General features: G+C 63.4%; 22 protein-coding genes. 10 read left to right on the forward strand and 12 right to left on the reverse strand.

All coding sequences use genetic code 11. The annotated features are described in order from the left end of the window. Positions 1–3: 3 nt before the first annotated feature. Positions 4–1,950 (reverse strand): 1-deoxy-D-xylulose-5-phosphate synthase, encoded by a 1,947-nt coding sequence (gene dxs / locus R4P65_RS25060; RefSeq protein WP_317828541.1) that lies wholly within the window; start codon positions 1,948–1,950, stop codon positions 4–6. A gap of 254 nt (positions 1,951–2,204) precedes the next feature. On the opposite strand from dxs, the gene glsA reads away from it, so the two are divergent. Both glsA and R4P65_RS25070 read left to right on the forward strand, forming a co-directional pair. Then, on the forward strand, positions 2,205–4,031 hold the full coding sequence (gene glsA, locus R4P65_RS25065) for a glutaminase A (RefSeq protein WP_317828542.1): 1,827 nt from the start codon (positions 2,205–2,207) through the stop codon (positions 4,029–4,031). Between the two features lie 9 nt (positions 4,032–4,040). Then, the gene (locus R4P65_RS25070; RefSeq protein ID WP_317828543.1) at positions 4,041–4,706 is read left to right on the forward strand and encodes an SIMPL domain-containing protein; all 666 of its coding nucleotides are present in this window, start codon (positions 4,041–4,043) and stop codon (positions 4,704–4,706) included. Between the two features lie 51 nt (positions 4,707–4,757). Here R4P65_RS25070 and R4P65_RS25075 read toward each other — a convergent pair whose 3' ends face one another. The 4 genes from R4P65_RS25075 to R4P65_RS25090 all read right to left on the reverse strand — a co-directional run bounded on the left by R4P65_RS25075 (position 4,758) and on the right by R4P65_RS25090 (position 10,364). Then, entirely contained in the window at positions 4,758–6,404 is a 1,647-nt protein-coding gene (locus tag R4P65_RS25075; protein WP_317828544.1) for an MDR family MFS transporter, read from the reverse strand. Between the two features lie 5 nt (positions 6,405–6,409). Further along, complete coding sequence (locus tag R4P65_RS25080) at positions 6,410–6,898, reverse strand: MarR family winged helix-turn-helix transcriptional regulator (protein ID WP_003942624.1); 489 nt, start codon at positions 6,896–6,898, stop codon at positions 6,410–6,412. Between the two features lie 154 nt (positions 6,899–7,052). Continuing rightward, positions 7,053–8,321, reverse strand: a complete 1,269-nt coding sequence (locus R4P65_RS25085; RefSeq protein ID WP_317828545.1) for a class I SAM-dependent RNA methyltransferase — start codon at positions 8,319–8,321, stop codon at positions 7,053–7,055. A 48-nt stretch (positions 8,322–8,369) separates the two neighbouring features. Then, positions 8,370–10,364, reverse strand: coding sequence for an APC family permease (locus tag R4P65_RS25090; protein WP_095970528.1), 1,995 nt, complete (start codon positions 10,362–10,364; stop codon positions 8,370–8,372). Between the two features lie 171 nt (positions 10,365–10,535). Between R4P65_RS25090 and R4P65_RS25095 the strand changes: the two genes are divergently transcribed. The 3 genes from R4P65_RS25095 (at position 10,536) to R4P65_RS25105 (ending at position 12,276) form a co-directional block, all read left to right on the forward strand. Continuing rightward, positions 10,536–11,201 carry a potassium channel family protein gene (locus R4P65_RS25095; RefSeq protein ID WP_230817198.1) on the forward strand — a complete coding sequence of 222 codons (666 nt, stop codon included), beginning with the start codon at positions 10,536–10,538 and terminating at the stop codon, positions 11,199–11,201. 85 nt (positions 11,202–11,286) lie between these two features. After that, on the forward strand, positions 11,287–11,949 hold the full coding sequence (locus tag R4P65_RS25100) for a potassium channel family protein (RefSeq protein ID WP_230817197.1): 663 nt from the start codon (positions 11,287–11,289) through the stop codon (positions 11,947–11,949). Between the two features lie 33 nt (positions 11,950–11,982). Next, entirely contained in the window at positions 11,983–12,276 is a 294-nt protein-coding gene (locus R4P65_RS25105) for a GNAT family N-acetyltransferase (protein WP_230817196.1), read from the forward strand. Here R4P65_RS25105 and R4P65_RS25110 read toward each other — a convergent pair. Further along, complete coding sequence (locus tag R4P65_RS25110; RefSeq protein WP_317828546.1) at positions 12,269–12,982, reverse strand: DUF3159 domain-containing protein; 714 nt, start codon at positions 12,980–12,982, stop codon at positions 12,269–12,271. The genes R4P65_RS25105 and R4P65_RS25110 overlap by 8 nt on opposite strands. A 52-nt stretch (positions 12,983–13,034) precedes the next feature. Then, positions 13,035–13,409 (reverse strand): OB-fold nucleic acid binding domain-containing protein, encoded by a 375-nt coding sequence (locus R4P65_RS25115; RefSeq protein ID WP_003942613.1) that lies wholly within the window; start codon positions 13,407–13,409, stop codon positions 13,035–13,037. A gap of 138 nt (positions 13,410–13,547) precedes the next feature. Between R4P65_RS25115 and R4P65_RS25120 the strand changes: the two genes are divergently transcribed. Beyond that, a complete protein-coding gene (locus R4P65_RS25120; protein WP_317828547.1) occupies positions 13,548–14,273 on the forward strand; it encodes an alpha/beta fold hydrolase in 726 nt (241 codons plus the stop codon). Positions 14,274–14,294: 21 nt separating this feature from the next. Here the strand turns inward: R4P65_RS25120 and R4P65_RS25125 are convergent, their stop codons facing one another. Next, positions 14,295–15,125: a DUF3710 domain-containing protein gene (locus R4P65_RS25125; protein ID WP_317828548.1), complete on the reverse strand. Its 831-nt coding sequence runs from the start codon at positions 15,123–15,125 to the stop codon at positions 14,295–14,297. A 3-nt stretch (positions 15,126–15,128) separates the two neighbouring features. Further along, entirely contained in the window at positions 15,129–15,623 is a 495-nt protein-coding gene (gene dut / locus R4P65_RS25130) for a dUTP diphosphatase (RefSeq protein ID WP_317828549.1), read from the reverse strand. Between the two features lie 41 nt (positions 15,624–15,664). Here dut and R4P65_RS25135 point away from each other — a divergent pair, with 41 nt between their 5' ends. Continuing rightward, entirely contained in the window at positions 15,665–16,162 is a 498-nt protein-coding gene (locus tag R4P65_RS25135; RefSeq protein WP_317828550.1) for a DUF3093 domain-containing protein, read from the forward strand. Positions 16,163–16,242: 80 nt separating this feature from the next. Here R4P65_RS25135 and R4P65_RS25140 read toward each other — a convergent pair whose 3' ends face one another. Continuing rightward, on the reverse strand, positions 16,243–16,545 hold the full coding sequence (locus tag R4P65_RS25140; protein WP_003942593.1) for a DUF4193 domain-containing protein: 303 nt from the start codon (positions 16,543–16,545) through the stop codon (positions 16,243–16,245). A 533-nt stretch (positions 16,546–17,078) separates the two neighbouring features. Here R4P65_RS25140 and cei point away from each other — a divergent pair. Then, positions 17,079–17,762, forward strand: coding sequence for an envelope integrity protein Cei (cei, locus tag R4P65_RS25145; protein ID WP_317828551.1), 684 nt, complete (start codon positions 17,079–17,081; stop codon positions 17,760–17,762). A 6-nt stretch (positions 17,763–17,768) separates the two neighbouring features. Here cei and R4P65_RS25150 read toward each other — a convergent pair whose 3' ends face one another. Next, a complete protein-coding gene (locus tag R4P65_RS25150; protein ID WP_317828552.1) occupies positions 17,769–18,647 on the reverse strand; it encodes an inositol monophosphatase family protein in 879 nt (292 codons plus the stop codon). A 156-nt stretch (positions 18,648–18,803) separates the two neighbouring features. On the opposite strand from R4P65_RS25150, the gene ppgK reads away from it, so the two are divergent. Beyond that, positions 18,804–19,571, forward strand: coding sequence for a polyphosphate--glucose phosphotransferase (ppgK, locus tag R4P65_RS25155; protein ID WP_317828553.1), 768 nt, complete (start codon positions 18,804–18,806; stop codon positions 19,569–19,571). A 112-nt stretch (positions 19,572–19,683) separates the two neighbouring features. Continuing rightward, positions 19,684–21,108, forward strand: a complete 1,425-nt coding sequence (locus R4P65_RS25160) for an RNA polymerase sigma factor (protein WP_370333980.1) — start codon at positions 19,684–19,686, stop codon at positions 21,106–21,108. Positions 21,109–21,177: 69 nt separating this feature from the next. Here the strand turns inward: R4P65_RS25160 and R4P65_RS25165 are convergent, their stop codons facing one another. After that, on the reverse strand, positions 21,178–21,987 hold the full coding sequence (locus R4P65_RS25165; RefSeq protein ID WP_317828554.1) for a tyrosine-protein phosphatase: 810 nt from the start codon (positions 21,985–21,987) through the stop codon (positions 21,178–21,180). Between the last annotated feature and the right edge of the window lie 21 nt (positions 21,988–22,008).

Here is a 22,008-nt window from a genome sequence, read left to right on the forward strand (position 1 = left end):
CTGTCAGCCTTGCGCGACTTCACCCTGAGCCGACGCCGAGGACGCGTCCTCCTGGACGTGGACGCCGACGCTGCCCATCCCCGCCACCCAGCCGGTGATCTTGCGCGAGAGGTCCTGAGCCGTGAGTCCGAGTTCCTTGTGGATGGCTTCGCGGCTGGCGTGATCGAGGAATTGCTGGGGAACGCCCATGTCACGGCAGGACGTGTGCACGCCGGCGGCACGCATCGCAGCCGAGACCGTCGAACCGATGCCGCCGTGCAGACCGCCGTCTTCGATGGTGACCACGAGCGCGTACTTGTCCGCCATCTTCACCAGCGAATCCGCGACCGGCAGAACCCACCGCGGATCGACCACGGCAACCGAGATGCCCTGCTTGTCGAGCCGCTCCGCGATCTCGAGCGCCAAGGATGCAAACGGGCCCACCGCGACGAGGAGCACGTCGCCGCGCTCACCCTCGCTGGCCTTGAGAACGTCGACCATTCCGTCGAGTCGCTTCACTGCCGGAATAGCTTCGGGTACAGCACCCTTCGGGAACCGTACGACCGTCGGGCCGTCGTCGACGAGAAGCGCCTCGTCCAGTTCTTCGCGCAGTGTGTCTGCGTCACGCGGTGCCGCGACGCGGATCCCGGGAATGATTCCGAGGAGCGAAAGATCCCAGACGCCGTTGTGGCTGGCGCCGTCGACTCCGGTGACCCCGGCGCGGTCGAGCACGACTGTCACCGGTTGCTTGAGCAGAGCGACGTCCATCAACAACTGATCGAAAGCTCGGTTGAGGAACGTCGAGTAGATAGCGACGACGGGGTGAAGTCCACCCAGCGCCAGGCCGGCGGCCGAGGTCATCGCATGCTGCTCGGCGATACCGACGTCGAACATCCGATCGGGGAACTTCTCACCGAAGGCCGCGAGTCCGGTTGGCCCGGCCATGGCCGCGGTGATGGCGACGATGTCCTCACGACGCGAAGCCTGCTCGATCAATGCGGCCGAGAAGACCGACGTCCAGTCCGGCGCGGACGACTTGGCGCCGCGACCTGTGACGGGATCGATGACGCCGGTGGCATGCATCTGATCGGCCACGTCGTTCTCCGCGTGTGCATAACCGTTGCCCTTGCGGGTGACGGCGTGAACGATGACCGGCCCGCCGTAAGCCTTCGCCCGGCGCAACGCCGATTCCATGGCAGCTTCGTCGTGACCGTCCACCGGCCCGAGGTACTTGATACCGAGATCGGTGAACATCACCTGAGGGCTGACCGCGTCCTTGAGACCGGCCTTCATCCCATGCAGGACGGAGTATGCAGTGCGCCCGACCCAGGGCAACTTCTTGACCATGCGTCGGCCACTGTCGAGGGCACGCTCGTAACTCGGTGCGGTGCGCAGTGCCGAAAGATGGTCGGCGAGGCCGCCGATGGTCGGCGCGTACGAGCGACCGTTGTCGTTGACGACGATCACCACCGAACGGTCTTTTCCGGCTGCGATGTTGTTAAGGGCTTCCCAACACATTCCGCCGGTCAGGGCGCCGTCACCGACGACGGCAACAACGTGGCGATTCTGGCCCGTGAGCGCGAAGGCCTTCGCGAGGCCGTCGGCATAGGACAACGCGGCGGAAGCGTGAGAGGACTCGACCCAGTCGTGTTCGCTCTCGGCGCGGCACGGATACCCGGACAGTCCGCCCTGCTTACGCAGAGTGTCGAACTGATCCTGACGACCGGTGAGGATCTTGTGCACGTAGGCCTGATGGCCCGTGTCGAAGATGATCGCGTCCTGCGGCGAGTCGAAAATTCGGTGCAGTGCGAGGGTCAACTCCACGACGCCCAAGTTGGGCCCGAGGTGACCACCGGTCGCAGCGACCTTCAGCACGAGGAACTCACGAATCTCGTCGGCCAACTCCGTCATCTCGGCGTGGCTCAACTGACGTAGATCGTCAGGACCCTGAATGCGGGCAAGAACACCCAACGAGATCGCTCCCTCCGTGCTTCACAGCTGCACCGGTGCGCGCCGCGGCTGTCTTCGCGACAGTGCTGCCAGTCTACGGAGCGTTCCGGCGAACCGACACGCGGACTCGGCCCGATTCCGGTGTGACTTCGCGTAACAACGAAATCTCACAGATCGCTCGTGATCGCAATCACAGACAAATGGGATCCGTAGCAATCGAAACTCGACAACTCTTGTTCCACGAAACGACCGCCATGTCAGCTTAAGGTCGACGTATGGGAACTGTGGTCGACGACCTGATAACGCGAGTGTTCGACGAAGTCCGATCACTCGACGAGGGCGAGTTGGCCGACTACATCCCCGAACTCGCGGCGGTCGCCCCCGATTCGTTCGGAATCTGCATAGCCACCGTCGACGGTTACGTCTACGAGATCGGCGACTCGCGAATCCCGTTCACCATTCAGTCGATCTCGAAACCCTTCACCTACGCCCTGGCTCTCGCCGATCGGGGAAGCGAGGCGGTTGCCGCGAAAATCGACGTCGAACCATCCGGCGAGCCGTTCAACGAAATCAGCCTCGACCCGCTCACCGAACGTCCGCGAAACCCCATGATCAATGCCGGAGCGATCACCGCTGCGTCACTGGTCGCCGGCCCGAATCCCGAGGCCCGCTTCGAACGCATTCGCTCCGCGTACTCGCGATATGCAGGCCGCGAGCTGGCCTTCAACGAATCGGTGTACACCTCCGAAGCCCGTACCGGGCACCGCAACCGCGCTATCGGCCACATGCTGCGATCCTTCGACGTCATCACCGGTAATCCCGACGAGGCCGTCGACCTGTACTTCCGTCAGTGCTCGATCGACGTGACCTGCCGCGATCTGAGTCTGATGGCTGCGACGATGGCGAACAACGGTGTCAATCCGCTCACCCACGAGCGTGCGCTGGCTCCCGCGGGCGTCGAACAAGTCCTCAGCGTCATGGCTACCTGCGGAATGTACGACGGCGCCGGCAAGTGGCTGGTGGAGGTCGGATTGCCGGCCAAGAGCGGCGTCGGCGGCGGGGTCCTGGCCGTCTTGCCCGGCCAGATCGGCATCGCGGTGTACTCCCCCAGACTCGACGTTCACGGAAACAGTGTTCGCGGAGTTGCTGCTGCCCGGGCGCTGTCGAAGGAACTCGAACTGCACTTCCTCCACGTGACGCGTGCGTCACGCTCCTCGATCCGGGCAAGGTACAGCGTCATCGAAGCGCCGTCGCGAGTGCGACGCACCCCGACCGAACAGGCTGTGCTCGACGACGTCGGCAAGCGCAGCCGGGTCTACGAACTGCACGGCGATCTCCTCTTCACCGGTGCCGAATCGGCGGTGCGCGAAATCGGCTCGGTGGACGAGGGCCTCGAAGTTGTTGTCATCGACGTCCGCCGCGTCGACGACGCCAGCGACGTCGCGGTGCGCATGATCACTGCGCTGCAGGTTCAGCTGGCCGAACAAGCCTGCGCGGTGGCCGTCGTCGATCCGCAAGGATTGCTGGGACAACGAAGTTCGAGCATCGACCCCGCCAGAAGAAGTGGTCGGGTGTTTGCGGACCTCGATTCCGCCATGCAGTGGTGCGAAGACACGTTGCTCGCGGTGCACTGTGAAGCCGATCGGCAGGCGTCGACGATCTCGATCGAGGACCACCCAGTTCTCGATGCTCTGTCCGCGGCACAGATCGAGGGATTCTCCGCAGAATTGGAGACGCGAACCTATGCCCGCGGCGAGAAGATCGCCCGCCGAGGCGAAGCGGCCTCGGGGTTCTACCTGATTCTCAGTGGCCAGGTCAGCACCATGTTCACCGACGCGCACGGGGTCGAGCACCGCATCACGACGCTCTCCGCCGGAATGACGTTCGGCGAGATGACGATGTTCCTCGACACCCCCTTCCTCAACGACATCCGCGCCGATTCGACGGTCACCGTGGCCGTCCTGACTCCGGAGCGATATGCAGAACTGACCGCGCAGGCACCGGAGTTGAAACTTGCGCTGCTCGAACGACTGGCTGCGGGAGCCTACGAGCAATTGGACCTGATGTTGCGGAGTGTCATATCCGCCGGACGAATCGGATAGGAACCGCACATGCCCACCACCGCCCTCACCTCGGAGCCGTCGACTGTCACGGTGACCGGAACCGCCACTGCCACAGCTGTTCCCGACATCGTGCGGCTGACGATCGGAGTATCGGTGACACAGACGGCCGTTTCCGACGCATTCGACGCCGTCGCGCGTCTGTCCACTGCCCTGACCGAGACCCTGCATGCGCGCGGTGTGCGCGGAGCGGACCTCACCACCGCCGGGCTGAGCGTCCATCCGCAGACTCACTGGAGTGACGGAGGCCGCCAGGAGACAACAGGATTCACGGCATCGACAACTTTCCGAGTCGTACTGCGAGAGCTGGAGCCAGATGCGGCCAACTCCCCCGCTGCCGTCATCGCGGCATGTGTATCGGTGGGCGGCGACGCGATACGGCTCGACGGACTGGAGTTCGATCTCGACGACCGCAGCGATCTGGCGACAAAAGCACGCGAATTGGCGTGGACGGCAGCCGAATCGAAGGCCAGACAGTTCGCGGACCTGGCAGACAAAGATCTGGTCGAAGTCCTCGAGGTACTCGAAGACTTCGACCAGATCGTGCCGATGCGCGGACGTGTCGCGGCGATGAAAGCGGATTCGGCCCCGATAGCCGTCGAACGCGGAGAGATCGAAGAATCGATCTCGGTCCGCGTTCGATGGGCTATGGCGTGACAGAAGTAATTCGGAAGACGCGGCTGGCGGTAGACCAGCCGGGCATGCGGATCAGCGAGTGAGGTTCTTCTCCTCGTTCTTCTCTTCGCGCTCTTCTTCGAACTTCTGCTCGGCGTCAGGAGTCGCCAGGTCGATCGTGGTGCGCAGCGGACGGTTCGGGATGAAGATGACCGACACGAGCGTGACCACCGCGACGACGGCTGCGACCAGGAAGATCCGTCCAGTTGCATCGCCGTAGGCGAACCGAACGATCTGCGAGACGAAGTCAGGCATGTTGCTCAGGTCGAGGCCGTCCTGGAGGCTCTTTCCAGCTACTGCCTGTTGCTCGGGCGGCAAGGTGGAGACCGAATCGACTGTCAGTGTCTTGACGCGGGTCGCGAGAATCGAACCGAGCACCGAAACACCGATCGCGCCGCCGAAGGTACGGAAGAACGCCACGATACTGCTGGCCGCGCCGATGTTCTCGACGCTGACCGTGTTCTGCACGGCGAGCACGATGTTCTGCATCAACATGCCGGTACCCAGACCGACGATGGCGATGAAGATTCCGATGGTCCAGAGGCTGGTGGCGTGGTCGATCGTCGACAGCAGCCCGAAACCGACCAACAACAGAACTGCGCCGGCGACGATGAAGGGCTTCCACTGACCGAACTTGGTGATCAGCTGGCCAGAGCCGACGGACGCGACGAGCATGCCCGCGACCATCGGGATGGTGAGCAATCCGGCTTCGGTGGGATCGAACCCGCGTGCGGTCTGGAAGTACTGCGTCAGGAAGGTCGTCGCGCCGAAGAGGCCGACACCAACGGCGATCGAGGCGATGATCGCGAGGGCCGTGGTGCGCTCGGTGATGATCTTGATCGGCAGGATCGGATCCTTGACCTTGGATTCGACGAACATCGTGAGGCCGAGCAGGGCCAGACCACCGATGACGAAGAATGCCGACTCCTTCGAGAGCCAGGCGTAGTAGTCGTCCTGGCCGGCAAACGAAACCCAGATCAGCAGGACGCTGACACCGGCGGTGAGCAGGGTGGCGCCCATCCAGTCGATGGAAACGTTGTCCTTCTTCACGGTCTCGACGTGCAGGGTGCGCTGAAGGAGGAACAGTGCGATGACTGCCAACGGAACACACACGTAGAAGCACCAGCGCCAGCCGGCAGTGTCCACGAGGACGCCGCCGAGGATCGGTCCACCGGACATCGAGATGGCCATGGCCGCACCCATGTATCCGGAGTAGCGACCACGATCTCGCGGCGGGATGATCGTGCCGATGATGGCTACGACGAGAGCGGTCAGGCCACCCATGCCGATGCCCTGGATGACACGCGCACCGAGCAGCAACGGAACGTTGTGCGCCGCGCCGGCGATGACCGAGCCGATCACGAAGATGACGATCGCGGTCTGGACCAGGATCTTCTTGTTGTAGAGGTCGGCCAGCTTGCCCCAGATCGGCGTCGATGCCGCGGTGGCGAGCAGTGCCGTGGTGATGATCCAGGCGTACTGCGTCTGCGTTCCGTGCAGTTCACCGATGATGGTGGGAAGCGCTGTCGAAACAATGGTGCTGCTGAGCAGCGCGGTGAACAGCGCTGCGATGAGTCCGGTGAGTGCTTCGAGAATTTCGCGGTGAGTCATCGCGCCCGCTTCGCGAGCCGATCCGTCACCTCCGGTACTTGCCCGGGTTTCTCCTACTGTTGCTGCCATGTGCCTTATCTCCCAATACTTTCTACGCCCGTGTGCGGAACTGCCGGTGAGGCCTGCCGATTCGATGCGCCGAACGTCTCGTTGAGACGTTGCAGCGATGTCACTGCGGCCATGGCCTCTTCCTGGCTCCAGTCTTCGAGCATGTTGCGCAAACGCGCCGCACGCCGTTGCGTGGTTCTCCGTAAAACGTCGTGTCCCTCTTCCGATACTCGGATGCGGAACGCCCGCTTGTCAGCCGGATCGGGATTTCTCTCGACATACCCCGCGTCGACCAGATCCGACATTTGTCGGCTGAGCGACGACTGACTGACACACAGATCGACGGCCAATTCGTTCTGTCGGCACTCCCCACGCGCTGCCAGCATGAACAACACACTGACCAGCGCAGGCGGCAGCAGGCTGTCTGCACCGGTGGTGACCGCGGCTCGCAGCGATCTGCCGAACATGAAGATCGTGTCGACGAGCGCTTGGGCCGTCTCCGGCTGTACCGACATTGCCTACCCCTGAATTCGAGTGGCCCGAACGAGCCGTGACTTGAAAACGGAAAACTACTTGCAGAACGAAACTATACGATTAGTTGCGTAATGCAAGCAACTGTAGTGAACGCGATAAGCGTCACACCGTTTCAGCGAAAGATTTCGGGACGTGTCAGCGTTCGAGGAGCGCGATGCACTCCATGTGGTGAGTCTGTGGGAAGGCGTCGAACGCCCGTAGGCCGCCGATTCTGAAGCCCTGCTCCAAGTAGAGACCGATATCGCGACCGAACGACGCCGGGTCGCACCCGATGTGGACTATCCGTTCAGTGCCCGTTGCGGCGAGAGCTTCCACGACCGGACGCCCCGCCCCCGCCCGTGGTGGATCGAGCACGATGACGGCAGGCGAACGCTCCAGATCTGCGAGAATGTTCTCGACCCGGGCACTGTGGAAGCGCACCTGACCGAGATCCGAAAGCGCTTCCCGTCCGTCAGCGACTGCTCGCACCGAAGATTCGACGGACTCCACCACGCCGGAAGGCCCGACAAGGTCGGCGAGCACAGCTGCGAAAACGCCGACTCCGCCGTAGAGATCCCAGGCCGTGTCCGCGGTAGCGGCTCCGGCCCAATCACCGACCACCTGTGAGTACGCGGCCGCAGCGCCGCGATGGGCCTGCCAGAAACCGGTCGCGGCCAGCGCCCATTCTCGATTGCCGACGCGCTCGATCACTATGTCCGATCCGATGGCCACTCGGGTCTTTCGCGGGCCGCCGCTTGCCGCTCGGCGTGCCATCGCGCCGCGACGCCCCGGAGTCCGCCGTCCCGTCTTGGACACCGCGGGTGCGGCGATTTCCACGACGTGCCGCTCACCGGCAGCGTCGAGAACGACCTGCAGCTCACTGCCCGGCTGCCATTGCGGGCCGCCCAGACCGTCGTACGCGCTCTGATCGATCTGCGTGCACCGCAGATTGGTGACGATCCGGTTGCTGCGGTACGCGTGGTATCCCGCGACGCCCTGCGCGTCCACCGCCAGCCGGACCCGCGTGCGCCAGCCCGTTCCGTCTCCGGTTCCGGGCAGCTCCTCCACCTCGATGTCCGATTCGACGCGAGCGAGTCGCAGAAGCTGTTCCCGCACGACCGAGGTCTTCATCTCACGTTGGACGCTCAGATCCGCATGCGAGTAGTCGCAGCAGCCCGCCCCGCCCGGCCCGGAGATAGGGCAGGTCGGATCGATGCGATGCGGCGATACGTCGAGGACGGAGATCGTGTCGGCGCGGCAGAAGGATCCACCTTTGTCCTCGGTCACCCGGACCAGCGCCCGCTCCCCCGGCAAACCGTGACGGACGAAGACGACGCGCCCCTCGTGCCGGGCGACGACGAACCCGCCGTGGCCGGGGTTGCCCAGATCGACCTCGAAGCTCTGCCCGGTCCAATTCTCACTCAACGAACTACGCCTGCCATTTCGGTGTTGCCGATCATTTCTCGCCGCTGGTCATTTCTCGCCGGTGTCGTACCCACGACGCGTCGCACCTGCGGTCTTCTCGATGTCGAGCGGCTTCGCTTTTGCCGACGAACTCAGCTGCCACGGAACGCTCGTCACCATCACACCGGGCTGGAAGAGCAGGCGACTCTTGAGGCGGAGCGCGCTTTGGTTGTGCAGGATCTGCTCCCACCAGTGTCCGACGACGTACTCGGGGATGAACACGGTGACGACGTCACGCGGAGCATCACGTCGTACACGCTTGACGTAGTCGAGAACCGGCTTGGTGATTTCGCGGTACGGCGACTCGATCACCTTGAGCGGAACCGTTACGTCGCTCTTCTCCCATTCACGCACGAGCGCACGCGTGTCAGGCTCGTCCACGTTGACCGTGATGGCTTCGAGAGTGTCCGGTCGCGTTGCTCGCGCGTAGGCGAGAGCTCGCATGGTCGGCATGTGCAGCTTCGAGACGAGCACGATCGAGTGCGTACGACTGGGCAGCACGCCGTCCCACTCCTGCTCCTCGAGCTCGGCGGCGACGCTGTCGTAGTGCTTGCGGATCATCTTCATCACGATGAAGATCGCGACCATCGCGACGATGGCGATCCACGCGCCGGCAGCGAACTTGGTGATCAGAACGATGATCAAGACGGTGGCGGTCATGGCCAGACCGATCGAATTGATCACTCGCGAGCGCTGCATGCGGGCCCGCTGTGACTTGTCGGTCTCGGACTTCAGATGCCGAGTCCAGTGCTTGATCATGCCCGTCTGACTGAGCACGAACGAGACGAAGACGCCGACGATGTACAGCTGGATGAGCTTGGTGACCTCGGCGCCGAACACCACGACGAATGCGATGGCAGCACCGGACAGGAAGAGGATTCCGTTGCTGAATGCCAGTCGGTCCCCGCGCGTGTGCAGCTGACGCGGTAGGTACCGGTCCTGCGCCAGGATCGATCCGAGTACCGGGAATCCGTTGAAGGCGGTGTTCGCGGCCAGAACCAAGATCAGTGCCGTGACGATCGCCATGAAGAAGAACCCGATCGGGAAACCACTGAACACGGCTTCGGCGATCTGCGCGATCAGGGTCTTCTGGTGGTACCCCTCCGGCGCCCCGACCAGCTGTTCCTGCGGATTGTGTGCGTAGACGATGCCGATCTTCTGAGCCAGGATGATGATGCCCATCAGCAAGACGATGGCGATCGAGCCGAGCAGCAGCAAGGTAGTGGCAGCGTTGCGCGACTTCGGCTTCTGGAACGCCGGTACGCCGTTGCTGATGGCCTCGACGCCGGTCAGTGCGGCACAACCCGAGGAAAATGCGCGCGCGATCAGGAACGCGAAGGCAATTCCGTACAGATGCGAGTCCTCGGCGTTCAGAGTGAACGACGACGATTCCGCGTGCACATCCTCACCGAGGACGTAGATCCGGAAGAATCCCCACCCGAGCATCAGGAACATACCGACGATGAATGCGTACGTCGGAATTGCGAACGCCGTGCCGGATTCACGGATGCCGCGAAGGTTGACCGCCGTCAGCAACACGATCGCCGCGACCGCGAACAACACCTTGTGCTGCGCGACGAACGGCAGGGCCGAGCCGATGTTCGACGCCGCCGACGAAATCGACACCGCGACGGTCAGCACGTAGTCGACCATCAGCGCGCTACCGACGGTCAGACCGGCGGTCGGGCCCAAGTTGACCGTTGCGACCTCGTAGTCGCCGCCACCGGACGGGTAAGCGTGCACGTTCTGGCGGTAACTCGCCACCACCACAGCCATGACGATGGCTACGGACAAGCCGATCCAGGGCGTGTACGCGTACGCGGAAATACCCGCGACAGAGAGAACCAGGAAGATTTCTTCGGGGGCATATGCGACGGACGACATCGCGTCGGACGCGAAGACCGGTAGTGCAATTCGCTTGGGTAGCAGCGTGTGCCCGAGTTTGTCGCTTCGGAACGGCCGACCGAGCAGGAGCCGCTTGGTAGCGGTCGAGAGCTTAGACACGTGCAAAGCGTAAGCCGTCGCACCCGATTCGGAGTCATCAGCGCCCCAACTTCACCTTTTGTCGTGACAACCGGCACGCAGGCGACCGTTGTACTTGCTCTTCCCGTGAGGGGCTGTACCGTTCGATTCGGCGTGCAATCGCGCCACGAGGGTCCATGAACGGAGTAGGGCGTGTATGTCGTCATCATGGGGTGCGGTCGGGTGGGTTCGTCCCTCGCCGCGTCTCTGACCAGGATCGGACACGAGGTCGCCGTCATCGACCGCGATCAGAGTGCGTTTCTGCGTCTCGATCTCGATTTCCCGGGAACCAAGGTCCTGGGAATGGGGTTCGACCGTGACGTGCTGGTCCGGGCAGGCATCGAACGCGCCGACGCCTTTGCCGCGGTGTCCTCGGGAGACAATTCCAACATCATCGCAGCACGCGTCGCACGCGAGACTTTCGGCGTCGAACGCGTCGTCGCGCGTATCTACGACGCCAAGCGTGCCGCCGTTTACGAGCGCCTCGGCATCCCCACAGTCGCGACCGTGCCGTGGTCGACGGATCGCTTCCTGCACACGCTGACCAAGGAAAGTCAGACCGCGAAGTGGCGCGATCCTTCGGGCACTGTTGCGATTACCGAACTTGCCCTGCACGAGGATTGGGCAGGCAAGCCGATCGCACTACTCGAGAGCGCGACCAGTTCGAGAGTCGCCTTCATCATCCGCTTCGGGACCGGCATTCTCCCCGACCGCAAGACCGTCATCCAGGCCGACGATCAGGTCTACATCGCTGCCGTGTCGGGGACCGTCGCCGAGGCGATCGCACTGGCCGGCAACCAGCCGCCGAGTGACGACTGAGGAGGCCGCAGATGACTGATCCGAACGCCGTCCCTCACAACAAACCTGCGACTGTGTTGCACTACACCGTGATTGGAAGTTCTCGATGAAGGTCGCCATCGCCGGAGCCGGCGCCGTAGGCCGCTCCATTGCGCGAGAGCTGATTCGAAGCTCACACGACGTCATGCTGATCGAACGCAAACTCGATCACATCGAACCGGAGTCGGTGCCCGAGGCGAAGTGGGTACACGCGGACGCCTGCGAACTCAGCCGACTCGAGGACGCGTCGATGGAGTCGTACGAGGTCGTGATTGCCGCGACCGGAGACGACAAGGCAAACCTGGTCCTCAGTCTGCTCGCGAAAACCGAGTTCGGTGTTCGCCGAGTTGTCGCCCGCGTCAACGATCCCCGCAACGAATGGCTCTTCGACGAGTCGTGGGGCGTCGACGTCGCCGTTTCGACACCGCGGATGCTCGCTTCGCTCGTCGAAGAGGCCGTCTCCGTCGGTGACCTGGTGAAACTGATGACACTGCGGCAGGGACAGGCGAACCTCGTCGAGATCACGTTGCCCGACAACACACCGCTCGCCGGTAAGGCCGTCAAGAAACTCGAACTTCCGCGAGACTGCGCACTGGTCACCATCTTGCGTGGCGGCCGCGTGATCGTTCCGCAGATGGACGATCCCATCGAAGGCGGGGACGAATTGCTTTTCGTTGCTGCCGTCGACGCCGAGGATCAGTTGCGCGTTGCACTCCGCCTGGAGAAGTGACCGACGAACACACGGACGACGAAAGGGAATCACATGGCACAAGCACCCGAAAACACCGTAGTCACCGACAATCCGGGCCAGAGCCGTTACGAGATCCATGCCGACGGCAACCTCGCCGGGATCGAGGACTACACCACGTCCGGTGACGTTGTCTCGTTCAACCACACCGAGATCTACCCGGCCTTCGAAGGTTTCGGGTTGGCCGGGGTTCTCGTCCGCCAGGCGCTGGACGACCTACGAGCACGCGGCCTCAAAGTTCACCCCGTGTGCCCGTACGTCGTGAAGTTCCTCGACAAGCACCCTGAGTACCAGGACCTGATCAGCTGAGATCGCGGTCTTCGCGCGGCTTCGTCAGATTCACCGAGCCCACCTCTTCGGACCCCGCGTCCGTTGCGGTGGGCTCGGTGCTTTCAGACCCCACGACCGGTTCCGGCTCGACGATGCGATCCGCCCTGCGCACGGCCCAGATGGTCACCAGCAGGACCAGACCCGTCAGTGGCCACCCCATACCGATACGGGCGACTGCGAGCCATCCGGTGTGGTCGGTGTCGTAGAGCTGTGACTGAACGAGATAGCGCGCACCGAAGACCAGAGCCCATGCCGCCGTCGCGATGTCGTAGAGGCGGACGGCAGAGCGGTGCTTGCGCCAGAGATTGCCGTGCCCGTTGAGGTAGCCCCAGATGATACCGACGAGGGGCCAGCGGACGAGGATGGAAATCAGAAAGACCGCGCCGTAGGCCAGGCTCGTGTAGATACCGAAGAGGAAATATCCTTTGGCGTCGCCGGTGCGATAGGCAATGAACGCGGAGACTCCGACTCCGAGAAACCCGGAAATGGCGGGTTGGAGGGAATCCTTGCGGAAGAGGCGCCAGGCCGCGATCGCGACGGCGACGCCCAACGCGGCCCAGATTGCCGCGGTGAGGTTCCAGATGCTGTTGACCGGGACAAAAATCAGAATCGGCAAAGACGAATAGATCAGACCACTCAGCCCGCCGAGTTGGTCGATTACCGATCGCTGTTGTGTTTCAGTCACCTGTCGAGGGTGCCACAGTCACCGAGTTGCACGGTAAATGCGGGAAACGCGCCTATTCGCCGCGCAGTTCGTAGTACGGGTTGAAGATCGCCTTGCGACCGTCACGCTCGCCCACGCGCCCGCGGATAAGCAGGGTCTTACCTGTCTCGATTCCCGGGATCCGGCGACGCCCGATCCAAACGAGATTGATCACTTCGGTGCCGTCGAAGAACTCGGCCTCGATGCTGGCATTTCCCGACTTGGGACACGCGTCGACGCTGCGGAGTCGGCCCACCATCGTGACTTCTTCACCGCGACGACAATCGCAAGCCTTCTGACCTCCGGAAGCCTTGTTGGACTCGGCCATTTCCTGGGCGTCCAACTGGTCGACGTCCTCGGTCAGACGCTGGGTCAGTCGACGAAAATATCCTGCGGCGGCGGGTGCCATTGCGCGCTCCTGCGAACATGTGTGACGCAAGGGTTTCGCGTCACGTGAAGGGCTGTGTGATCGCCACTGTAGACCCATTACGAGCGTGTAACCACACCGGTCAGTCCGCGTCTCGGGGGCACCGGGCAAGATCAAAAGATGCAGAACTCAGAATCGGCGACCGTTGCCGTCGTTCTCCCAGGTACAGGCTCTGACGCTCACTTCGCGGACCGCGCATTCCGGGCGCCGCTGGCGGCTCTGGGTGTGCGCATCGTCGCAATTGAACCGGACCCTCGGCGTGTCGTGGACGGCTATCTGGACGCGATGGACAGAGCCGCGGACACCCACGGCCGAATCGTCGTCGGAGGCGTCTCGATCGGGGCGGCCGTTGCGCTCCAGTGGGCCGCCGCCAACCCCGATCGAACAGTGAGTGTGTTGGCAGCGCTTCCGGCCTGGATCGGGTCGGCGGACGACGCACCCGCAGCGGCGAGCGCGAGGTTCACCGCAGGGCAACTGCGCTCCGAAGGTTTGGAGGCGGTGATCGCGGCGATGCTCGCATCGAGTCCGGCGTGGCTCGGAGCCGAACTCGAGCGCTCGTGGCGCTCGCAGTGGCCCGATCTCGCGGCCGCGCTCGACGAGGCGGCGTCGTACAACTCGCTCAGCGAGAGCGCGTTGCAGTCGGTGGGCATTCCGGTCGGCATCGCTTCGGCAGTGGACGACCCGGTTCATCCGGCGGCGGTGGCGCAAGCCTGGGCGAATGCACTCCCCCGCAGCGCAGTCGCCACGACGACGCTCGACATGATCGGGCGCGACCCCGCCGTTCTCGGGTCCACCTGCATCAAAGCGCTCGCGGCGATCGAATCCGATACCACCGCGAGCGCTTGACAGAAACCCTGAAAAAATCTGTTACTGACCCAATTGCTGCATGGCAGAACCGGATTCGCCGCTACGCGGCGGCGGGGTCGGCCGCGCCGGAGGTGCCGGCGGAGCTGACTGCTGCTGTTGGGCTGCGACCTGTTGCTGCTGCGCCGCCGCCAACTGCTGCTCGTGCGCGGCCGCCAACTGCTCGGCAAGTACCTGCGGGAGCACGACGGGCAGCGGTGTCCGCACCGGATGCGGCTCTGATCCTCGGTTGACGACGGTGTCGCGCAGGATGTCCCGTGCGATTGCCACCAAAGGTGCGTTCGCGGCGGTGGATCCACTCGGACCCGCGACCACGCAGCGCACCATCCACCGCGGACCGTCTACTCCGATGAATCGCAGGTCCATGTTGGCCGTCACGGCAGCCAGTTCACGGCCCCACGGTCCGTTCTCGACGCTCACCGCGGAATTGTCGTCGCGAAGCGACTGCGCGAGCTCGGCAACGACTTCACGCCACTGACCGGGCGATTTCGGAGCGGCGTAGGCGGCAACGGTGATGCGGCCGTGCTCGGTGACCAGGTGCACGGCCTGCGGCGAACCGTTGGGCGCCATCTCGACCTGCAACTGTCCGCCGGTCGGCATCGGCACCAGAACGGATCCGAGATCAAGACGCTGACCGTCGCGGCCTGCCGTCGGATCATCGGAATCGATCTCCGTGATGTCGTAGGGGCCCTGCGACTCGTCGCCGAATTCGTCACCGGCGGCATCGTCGAAGTCTTCTTCGACCTCGTCGACCTCCACCGACTCGTCGTTTTCGTCACCGAAGAAGCTGGTGGGCTCCTCGTCGACGTCTGTCTTCTTCTTGCGTCCGAACATGATTCAGACTCCCTCTCCGACTACCGCGCCAGGCGCATCGGTATCGAGTATCGAGTGACCGCCGCTGGAACCGTAGCCTCCGGTCCCTCTGGTCGTGTCGTCCAGCGACTCGACTTCCTCGAAAACCGGAAGTTCGACTCGTTGAACCACGAGCTGAGCGATTCGGTCACCGCGGCGGATGTCGATGGCTGTGGCCGGATCGAGATTGATCAAGCAGACCTTGAGCTCGCCCCGGTATCCCGCGTCCACTGTTCCGGGCGCATTCACGATCGACAGTCCCGATTTGGCGGCGAGGCCGGAACGCGGATGAATCAACCCGACGGTGCCCACCGGCAGAGCGATCGCAATCCCCGTTCCGACCAGTGTTCGGTGGCCGGGTTCGATGGTGACGTCGCTGGTGGAGCACAGATCCACACCCGCATCTCCGGGATGCGCACGCTGTGGAACCGGCAGGTCTGGATCCAGTCGCTTCAAGGCGATGGAGAGATGGTCGCTCACGTGGGCCAAGACTACTCGTAGCGACGGACTATCCTTGACAGGTGCCCGAAACATCTCGACCTGACGTCGCCACCACAACGCCCCCGTCCACGACGCTGTACTCCGAGCGCCTGTGGGTGCCGATCTGGTGGTGGATCGCCGGACTGGCAGTAGCCGGACTCCTCGCGGCCGAGGTCCACATGGGCCGCCCGGGGCTTCTCTCGTACCTGGCGTACGTCGTACTGCTCCCCATCCCGATCTGGGCCGCGTTCTGGCTCAGCCGGATGCGTGTCGACGTGGTGGAGACAGCAGGGGTGAAGGAACTGCACGTGGGTAGAGCCCACCTGCCGGTCGAATTGATTTCACGGGCGGCAGCAGTGCCGGCTTCCGCGAAGAGTGCTGCGATGGGGCGCCAACTCGATCCGTCGGCATTCGTCCAGCATCGCCCATGGGTCAAGACAATGGTGTTGATCGTGCTCGACGACCCGGAGGATCCCACGCCGTACTGGTTGGTGAGCACACGTCGTCCCGCTGATCTGCTGGCTGCGCTGGATCGCTGACCAGCGCGGTCACAGCAAAGCAGTACTTCCCGACCCTTGGTCGACCCTCGAGCTGACGGGTCGACCACCGGGAAGGGAGATCAGGCAGCGCAGTCCATGCATACGAGCTGTCCGTTGGCATCACTGGCCAGGCGGCTGCGGTGATGAACCAGGAAGCAGCTCGAACACGTGAACTCGTCTGCCTGCTTCGGAACAACTCGAACCGAGAGTTCCTCGCCGGAAAGGTCGGCACCCGGCAGCTCGAAGGACTCCGCGGTGTCCGTCTCGTCGATGTCGACGACGGCTGACTGCGCTTCGTTGCGTCGCGCCTTCAGCTCCTCGAGCGAGTCCTCCGAAACCTCGTCGGACTCTGTACGCCTCGGTGCGTCGTAGTCAGTTGCCATCTCGTCTACCCCATCCTCTTCGTGTATCCCGGTCCCGTGTGCGCCGAGAATCCGGTAGATCCTTGATGCGCATGGAAACCGCCGTGGCATCCAGATCATTCCCTGTCGCTGCATAACGCTGCAGGACTGGAATTAGTGCCCGGAAGTTCCTTCCGGGAACGTGATCTGCGCCTCATTTGGTTGTCATTTCGGCGTCCGGCCGATGCCCAGTTGAACGACCTGGGCCGCCAGACAGTAGCCGACGCGAGCACGAAAGTAGTAACTGAATCGGAAATTTCCGAAAAATGACTGCGAATTGTCACCAAGGCAAGAGCAAGCTGTGACCTTTCCATGACGTTTTCGGGCTGAATCCGGGTAGAAACAGGCCGGTAATCGGCCAACTGCCGTTTCGCAATCAACAAGGACTCGACGCGTCGAGCCGCGCTTCGCCTGTGTAGTCACACAGGCCCTCTAAGGTAGGCACCGAACGTCATGCCGGCACCGCTCGGCCCGATGGCGAAGTAGAAGTTTCGTCAAGAAAGTCGAGGGATACCGTGGTTTCTCTGATCACCGAAGGCAGCTCTACCGATGACCAGGGACGTCCGTTCCGCCGTCGGCGCGCGTGGCCGGTGATCGCTGTGTTCGCGGTACTCGCATTGATCGGCAGTGTCTTGTGGGTCCGCATCCTGAGCGCCGAGGCAGAAGTCAGTGACACCGTCGCCTGCAACCTCCCGCAACCTTCGTCCGATCCTTCGGCAGCGGCGCCACTTCCGCTGGGATCCGTCGTCGACCGCTCGAAGCTGCTCGACGTGGATCCCGCTCCCCTCGCCGCCACCAAGGTTCGTGTGTTCAACGCCAACGGTGAACACGGTCAAGCGGCCCAGGTGGCAGCGCAACTGAGCGAGTTCGGCTTCGCCAGCGCGCCGGACGTCCAGGTCGGAAACGACCCCGTCTACGTCGACCAGAACATGGAGTGCCAGGGTCAGATCCGCTTCGGAGCGAACGGCCTCGCCGCCGCCAGTTCCGTGTGGCTGGTCGCCCCCTGCACCGAACTGGTCCAGGACGGCCGCGGCGACGACACCGTCGACTTGGCTCTGGGCACCTACAACAAGGGCGCCCTGACGCCCAACACCGACGCCACCGCGATCCTGCACGCTCTGGCCGAGCAGCCCGCGAACGCCGAAGTCGCCCCGATGGACATCGCACTGCTCAAAGCAGCCCGCACCGCGCGCTGTTGAACGACCTCAGCTCGGAATCGGCTGATCCGCGCCACTCGAGCTGAGCATCTGCGCGAACTGATCCGCGATCGCCGGAGCCACGGCATAGACGACATCGCCGTCAGCCGAAGTGGAATTGGGCGCCGGGACGTTGATGACAGCGCCCGCTTCGGAAGCGATCAGGGAGCCCGCTGCCCAGTCCCACGGGCTCAGTCCGTGTTCGAAGTGAGCGTCGACCCGGCCGGTGGCAACCATGCACAGATCCAACGCAGCCGAACCGATACGTCGGATGTCGCGGACCTGCGGCAGGATCTGCCCGATCAACGTGCCCTGCACCTTCCGGCGATCCGCTCCGTATCCGAAGCCGGTGGCCAACAGCGCCATTGACAGTTCGGTCACCGCGTTGGCCTGCAGTTCACTGACGACTCCGTCGGCCGTGGTCATGCTTGCGCCACCGCCCCGATGCGCGGCGTACGTGGTTTCCAACGACACGTCGACGACAGCCCCTGCGACCGAGACCCCGTCGATCTGTACGGCCACCGAGATGGCGAACGCGGGGATTCCGTAGAGAAAATTCACGGTGCCGTCGATGGGGTCGACAACCCATCGAACTCCCGCGGCATCGTCGGTGTCTCCCCCACCTTCCTCACCCAAGATCGAATCTGCAGGCCGCAATTGCGCCAGAAGGTCGCGAATCACCTGTTCGGTTTCGGTATCGACCACCGTGACGGGATCGGTGGGCGTGCTCTTCGCAGCAACCGAACCACCTTCGGCGGCACCGGAACCCACCAGGCCGAATACCTCGGGCCGACGCAAGCGGACGTGTTCGGCCGCGCGTTCGGCGACGGCTACGGCAACCTCCCGCAATTGCGCGGGGTCCAGCGAATCGGCGGAAAAGTCGGGCAACGTTCTTTCTGAAGGGCGCACCGGACCATCGCAACACATCTGCACCGAGGGGCACCACTCGAACGCCCGGAGTCGCACGCGCCCGGGTCCTTGTTCGGGTTAGTGTTTGCAACGGTAGATCGTGACCTCGAATTCGACACTCAGGAGCGCAGGACGATGACAACCACAGGTTTCGGGATCGACGTCGGCGGCAGCGGCGTCAAGGGCGGCACGATCGACCTGAGCACCGGGGAAATGATCGGTGACCGCATCAAGATCCTGACCCCGCAGCCCTCCACTCCCGATGCGATCGCGGGCACTGTCGCCGAGATCGTCGAGCAGGCAAAGTGGACCGGTCCGGTCGGCATCACCTTGCCCGCGGTTGTGACCGGCGGCGTCGCGCGCAGTGCCGCGAACATCGACAAGTCGTGGATCGACACAGATGCGGCAGCGCTCTTCAGCAAGGCCCTGGGTGGGCGCGAGGTCACCGTCCTCAACGACGCCGACGCCGCCGGAATTGCCGAGGACTCGTTCGGAGCGGGCAAGGATACCTCCGGCGTCGTGATCTTGTTGACCTTCGGTACCGGAATCGGATCGGCCGTGTTGCACAACGGAGTTCTGTTGCCCAACACCGAGTTCGGCCACCTCGAGGTCGACGGCAAGGAAGCCGAGCATCGAGCGGCGTCGTCGGTGAAGGAAAAAAAGGACTGGAGCTACAAGGAGTGGGCGGTCGAGGTCTCCCGAGTTCTGACCACCTTCGAGAACCTGCTGTGGCCTGATCTCTTCATCGCCGGAGGCGGAATCAGCCGCAAGCACGAGAAGTGGATTCCGCACCTGACCAACCGCACGAAGGTCGTCCCCGCCACCCTCCTCAACACCGCGGGAATCGCCGGAGCTGCGCTCGCGTCGGTCGGACTGACCAGGCCGGCCCCCGTCGCCGGATGAGAAAACCTGCACGTGAAAAGCGGAAAATCTACCTGTTACGGCCCGCCGTGACGTAAGAGTTTCCTGAGAGTCGTTACAATGGTGAAGTCCGGCTGCGCGCCGGCCAACAACCATTGACCTCTCCGCCGGATCACCACTCTGGCGTGACGCCGCACGACACCGTCACGAAAGGGCGTACGTGGCAGCCACCGATACACGTCAGACTGCTGATTCTCCATCAGAGTCAGAGCCACAATCTCCAGCCGTGGAGGCGGCCACCGTCACCGCTCCGGCAGCCAAGAAGGCTCCGGCGAAAAAGGCTCCGGCCAAGAAGGCAGCAGCTAAGAAGGCTCCGGCCAAGAAAGCTCCGGCCAAGAAGGCAGCAGCTAAGAAGGCCAGCCCCAAGAAGGCCGGCGATCCTGATGCCGAAGACGGCGATGTCGAGTTGGAAGACATCGACATCACGGACGGCGACCTTGCCGAGGTCGAGTCCGATGTCGTCGAGGTCGTAGCAGTCGGCGAAGACGAAGAGACCGCTGCAGAGCCGTCCGAGAAGGACAAGGCTTCCGGCGACTTCGTCTGGGACGAGGAAGAGTCCGAGGCTCTCCGCCAGGCACGCAAGGACGCCGAACTGACGGCGTCCGCCGACTCGGTTCGCGCTTACCTCAAGCAGATCGGCAAGGTCGCACTCCTCAACGCCGAAGAGGAAGTCGAACTGGCCAAGCGCATCGAGGCCGGCCTCTACGCCGTGCAGATCATGCAGGATCTTGCTGACAAGGGCGAGAAGTTGCCTGCGGCTCAGCGACGCGACATGAGCTGGATCTGCCGCGACGGAAACCGCGCCAAGAACCACCTTCTCGAAGCCAACCTCCGACTCGTCGTCTCGCTCGCAAAGCGATACACGGGCCGCGGCATGGCATTCCTCGACCTCATCCAGGAAGGCAACCTGGGCCTGATCCGTGCAGTCGAGAAGTTCGACTACACCAAGGGCTACAAGTTCTCGACCTACGCCACGTGGTGGATCCGTCAGGCCATTACCCGCGCCATGGCGGACCAGGCCCGCACCATCCGTATCCCGGTGCACATGGTCGAGGTCATCAACAAGCTCGGCCGTATCCAGCGTGAGCTGCTCCAGGACCTGGGCCGCGAGCCCACGCCCGAGGAACTCGCCAAGGAAATGGACATCACGCCGGAGAAGGTGCTGGAAATCCAGCAGTACGCGCGTGAGCCGATCTCTCTCGACCAGACCATCGGCGACGAGGGCGACAGCCAACTCGGTGACTTCATCGAAGACTCCGAAGCTGTTGTCGCAGTCGACGCCGTCTCGTTCACCTTGCTGCAGGATCAGCTGCAGTCGGTCCTCGAGACGCTGTCCGAGCGCGAAGCCGGCGTGGTTCGCCTCCGCTTCGGTCTCACCGACGGTCAGCCGAGGACTTTAGACGAAATCGGACAGGTCTACGGCGTCACGCGTGAGCGTATCCGCCAGATCGAATCGAAGACGATGTCGAAGCTGCGCCACCCGTCGCGTTCGCAGGTTCTGCGCGACTACCTCGACTAGTCACACCAGCTAAACGTAGAAGAGCCGCTCTCCGTACTACCGGAGAGCGGCTCTTCTGCGTTTGCCGCCTCAATCCAAGAGCGTATCCCGGAGTAGTGCGACATCGTCCTCGCCCAACTGCAGTCCGTCCCGGACGTAGTTGTCGAAGCTGCCGTACATCCGATCCACAGTGGCGAAAGACGTGTCCAGCCAAGACTGTTCGACACCGTCGATGAACGCACTCCCCGTTCGAGGTCCGGTGAGGTACTGGTTGCTGAGCATGTAGTCGGCGTTCACGTCCGCGCGGCTCACGCCGAGGAGTGTCAGGAGTACCGCGGTCATCCAGCCGGTCCGGTCCTTGCCCGCCGAGCAGTGGTAGAGGACTGCACCGCCGGTGGTCGCGACGTTCGCGAGAGCGTCGTGGAATGCGCGGCTCGCCCCCGGATCGGTCACCATCAACGCGTACATCGTGGGCATGTCCACCAGAGCCGGGAGGTTGGCCGGATTGGTTCCGATGACATCGAACCAGTTGCTTCGTGCCCCCTCCGGAATGCGGTCCTGCGAGAGCGTACGTTCGACGACGGTGCGGAAGTCGTCCACCGATTCCACTCCTCGTTCGCTCAACGACGACAGATCCGACGGTGTCAGCTTGTCGAGGGCGTTCGAGCGAAACACTTTCCCCCATCGAACCGTGTGCCCGTCCTCGGTGACGTAGCCGCCGATGTCCCGTGCGTTCGACGCTCCCTCGAGGTGCAGCGATCGGTCCGCGGTAGCCTGCGCAGCTGCGGGTCCGGCCTGTTCGAGTGCGGGAATTCCACCGGCGAGCGCCGGGACCGGAGCACACGCGAGGATCGCCGCACACAGGAGTATCGCGGCCGGGCGAGCAATTCTGTTCGACATCCGGACAGAATAGGACCGCAA

This window comes from Rhodococcus sp. IEGM 1318, assembly GCF_033142465.1.
Lineage (GTDB): Bacteria > Actinomycetota > Actinomycetes > Mycobacteriales > Mycobacteriaceae > Rhodococcus_F > Rhodococcus_F qingshengii_B.

What these genes read in the sequence shown, in the direction of transcription:
- glsA (WP_317828542.1), top strand. Translation starts at nt 2,205, where the DNA reads ATGGGAACTGTGGTCGACGACCTGATAACGCGAGTGTTCGACGAAGTC.
- R4P65_RS25070 (WP_317828543.1), top strand. Translation starts at nt 4,041, where the DNA reads ATGCCCACCACCGCCCTCACCTCGGAGCCGTCGACTGTCACGGTGACC.
- R4P65_RS25075 (WP_317828544.1), bottom strand. Translation starts at nt 6,404, where the DNA reads ATGGCAGCAACAGTAGGAGAAACCCGGGCAAGTACCGGAGGTGACGGA.
- R4P65_RS25080 (WP_003942624.1), bottom strand. Translation starts at nt 6,898, where the DNA reads ATGTCGGTACAGCCGGAGACGGCCCAAGCGCTCGTCGACACGATCTTC.
- R4P65_RS25100 (WP_230817197.1), top strand. Translation starts at nt 11,287, where the DNA reads ATGAAGGTCGCCATCGCCGGAGCCGGCGCCGTAGGCCGCTCCATTGCG.
- R4P65_RS25105 (WP_230817196.1), top strand. Translation starts at nt 11,983, where the DNA reads ATGGCACAAGCACCCGAAAACACCGTAGTCACCGACAATCCGGGCCAG.
- R4P65_RS25115 (WP_003942613.1), bottom strand. Translation starts at nt 13,409, where the DNA reads ATGGCACCCGCCGCCGCAGGATATTTTCGTCGACTGACCCAGCGTCTG.
- R4P65_RS25120 (WP_317828547.1), top strand. Translation starts at nt 13,548, where the DNA reads ATGCAGAACTCAGAATCGGCGACCGTTGCCGTCGTTCTCCCAGGTACA.
- R4P65_RS25125 (WP_317828548.1), bottom strand. Translation starts at nt 15,125, where the DNA reads ATGTTCGGACGCAAGAAGAAGACAGACGTCGACGAGGAGCCCACCAGC.
- R4P65_RS25140 (WP_003942593.1), bottom strand. Translation starts at nt 16,545, where the DNA reads ATGGCAACTGACTACGACGCACCGAGGCGTACAGAGTCCGACGAGGTT.
- ppgK (WP_317828553.1), top strand. Translation starts at nt 18,804, where the DNA reads ATGACAACCACAGGTTTCGGGATCGACGTCGGCGGCAGCGGCGTCAAG.
- R4P65_RS25165 (WP_317828554.1), bottom strand. Translation starts at nt 21,987, where the DNA reads ATGTCGAACAGAATTGCTCGCCCGGCCGCGATACTCCTGTGTGCGGCG.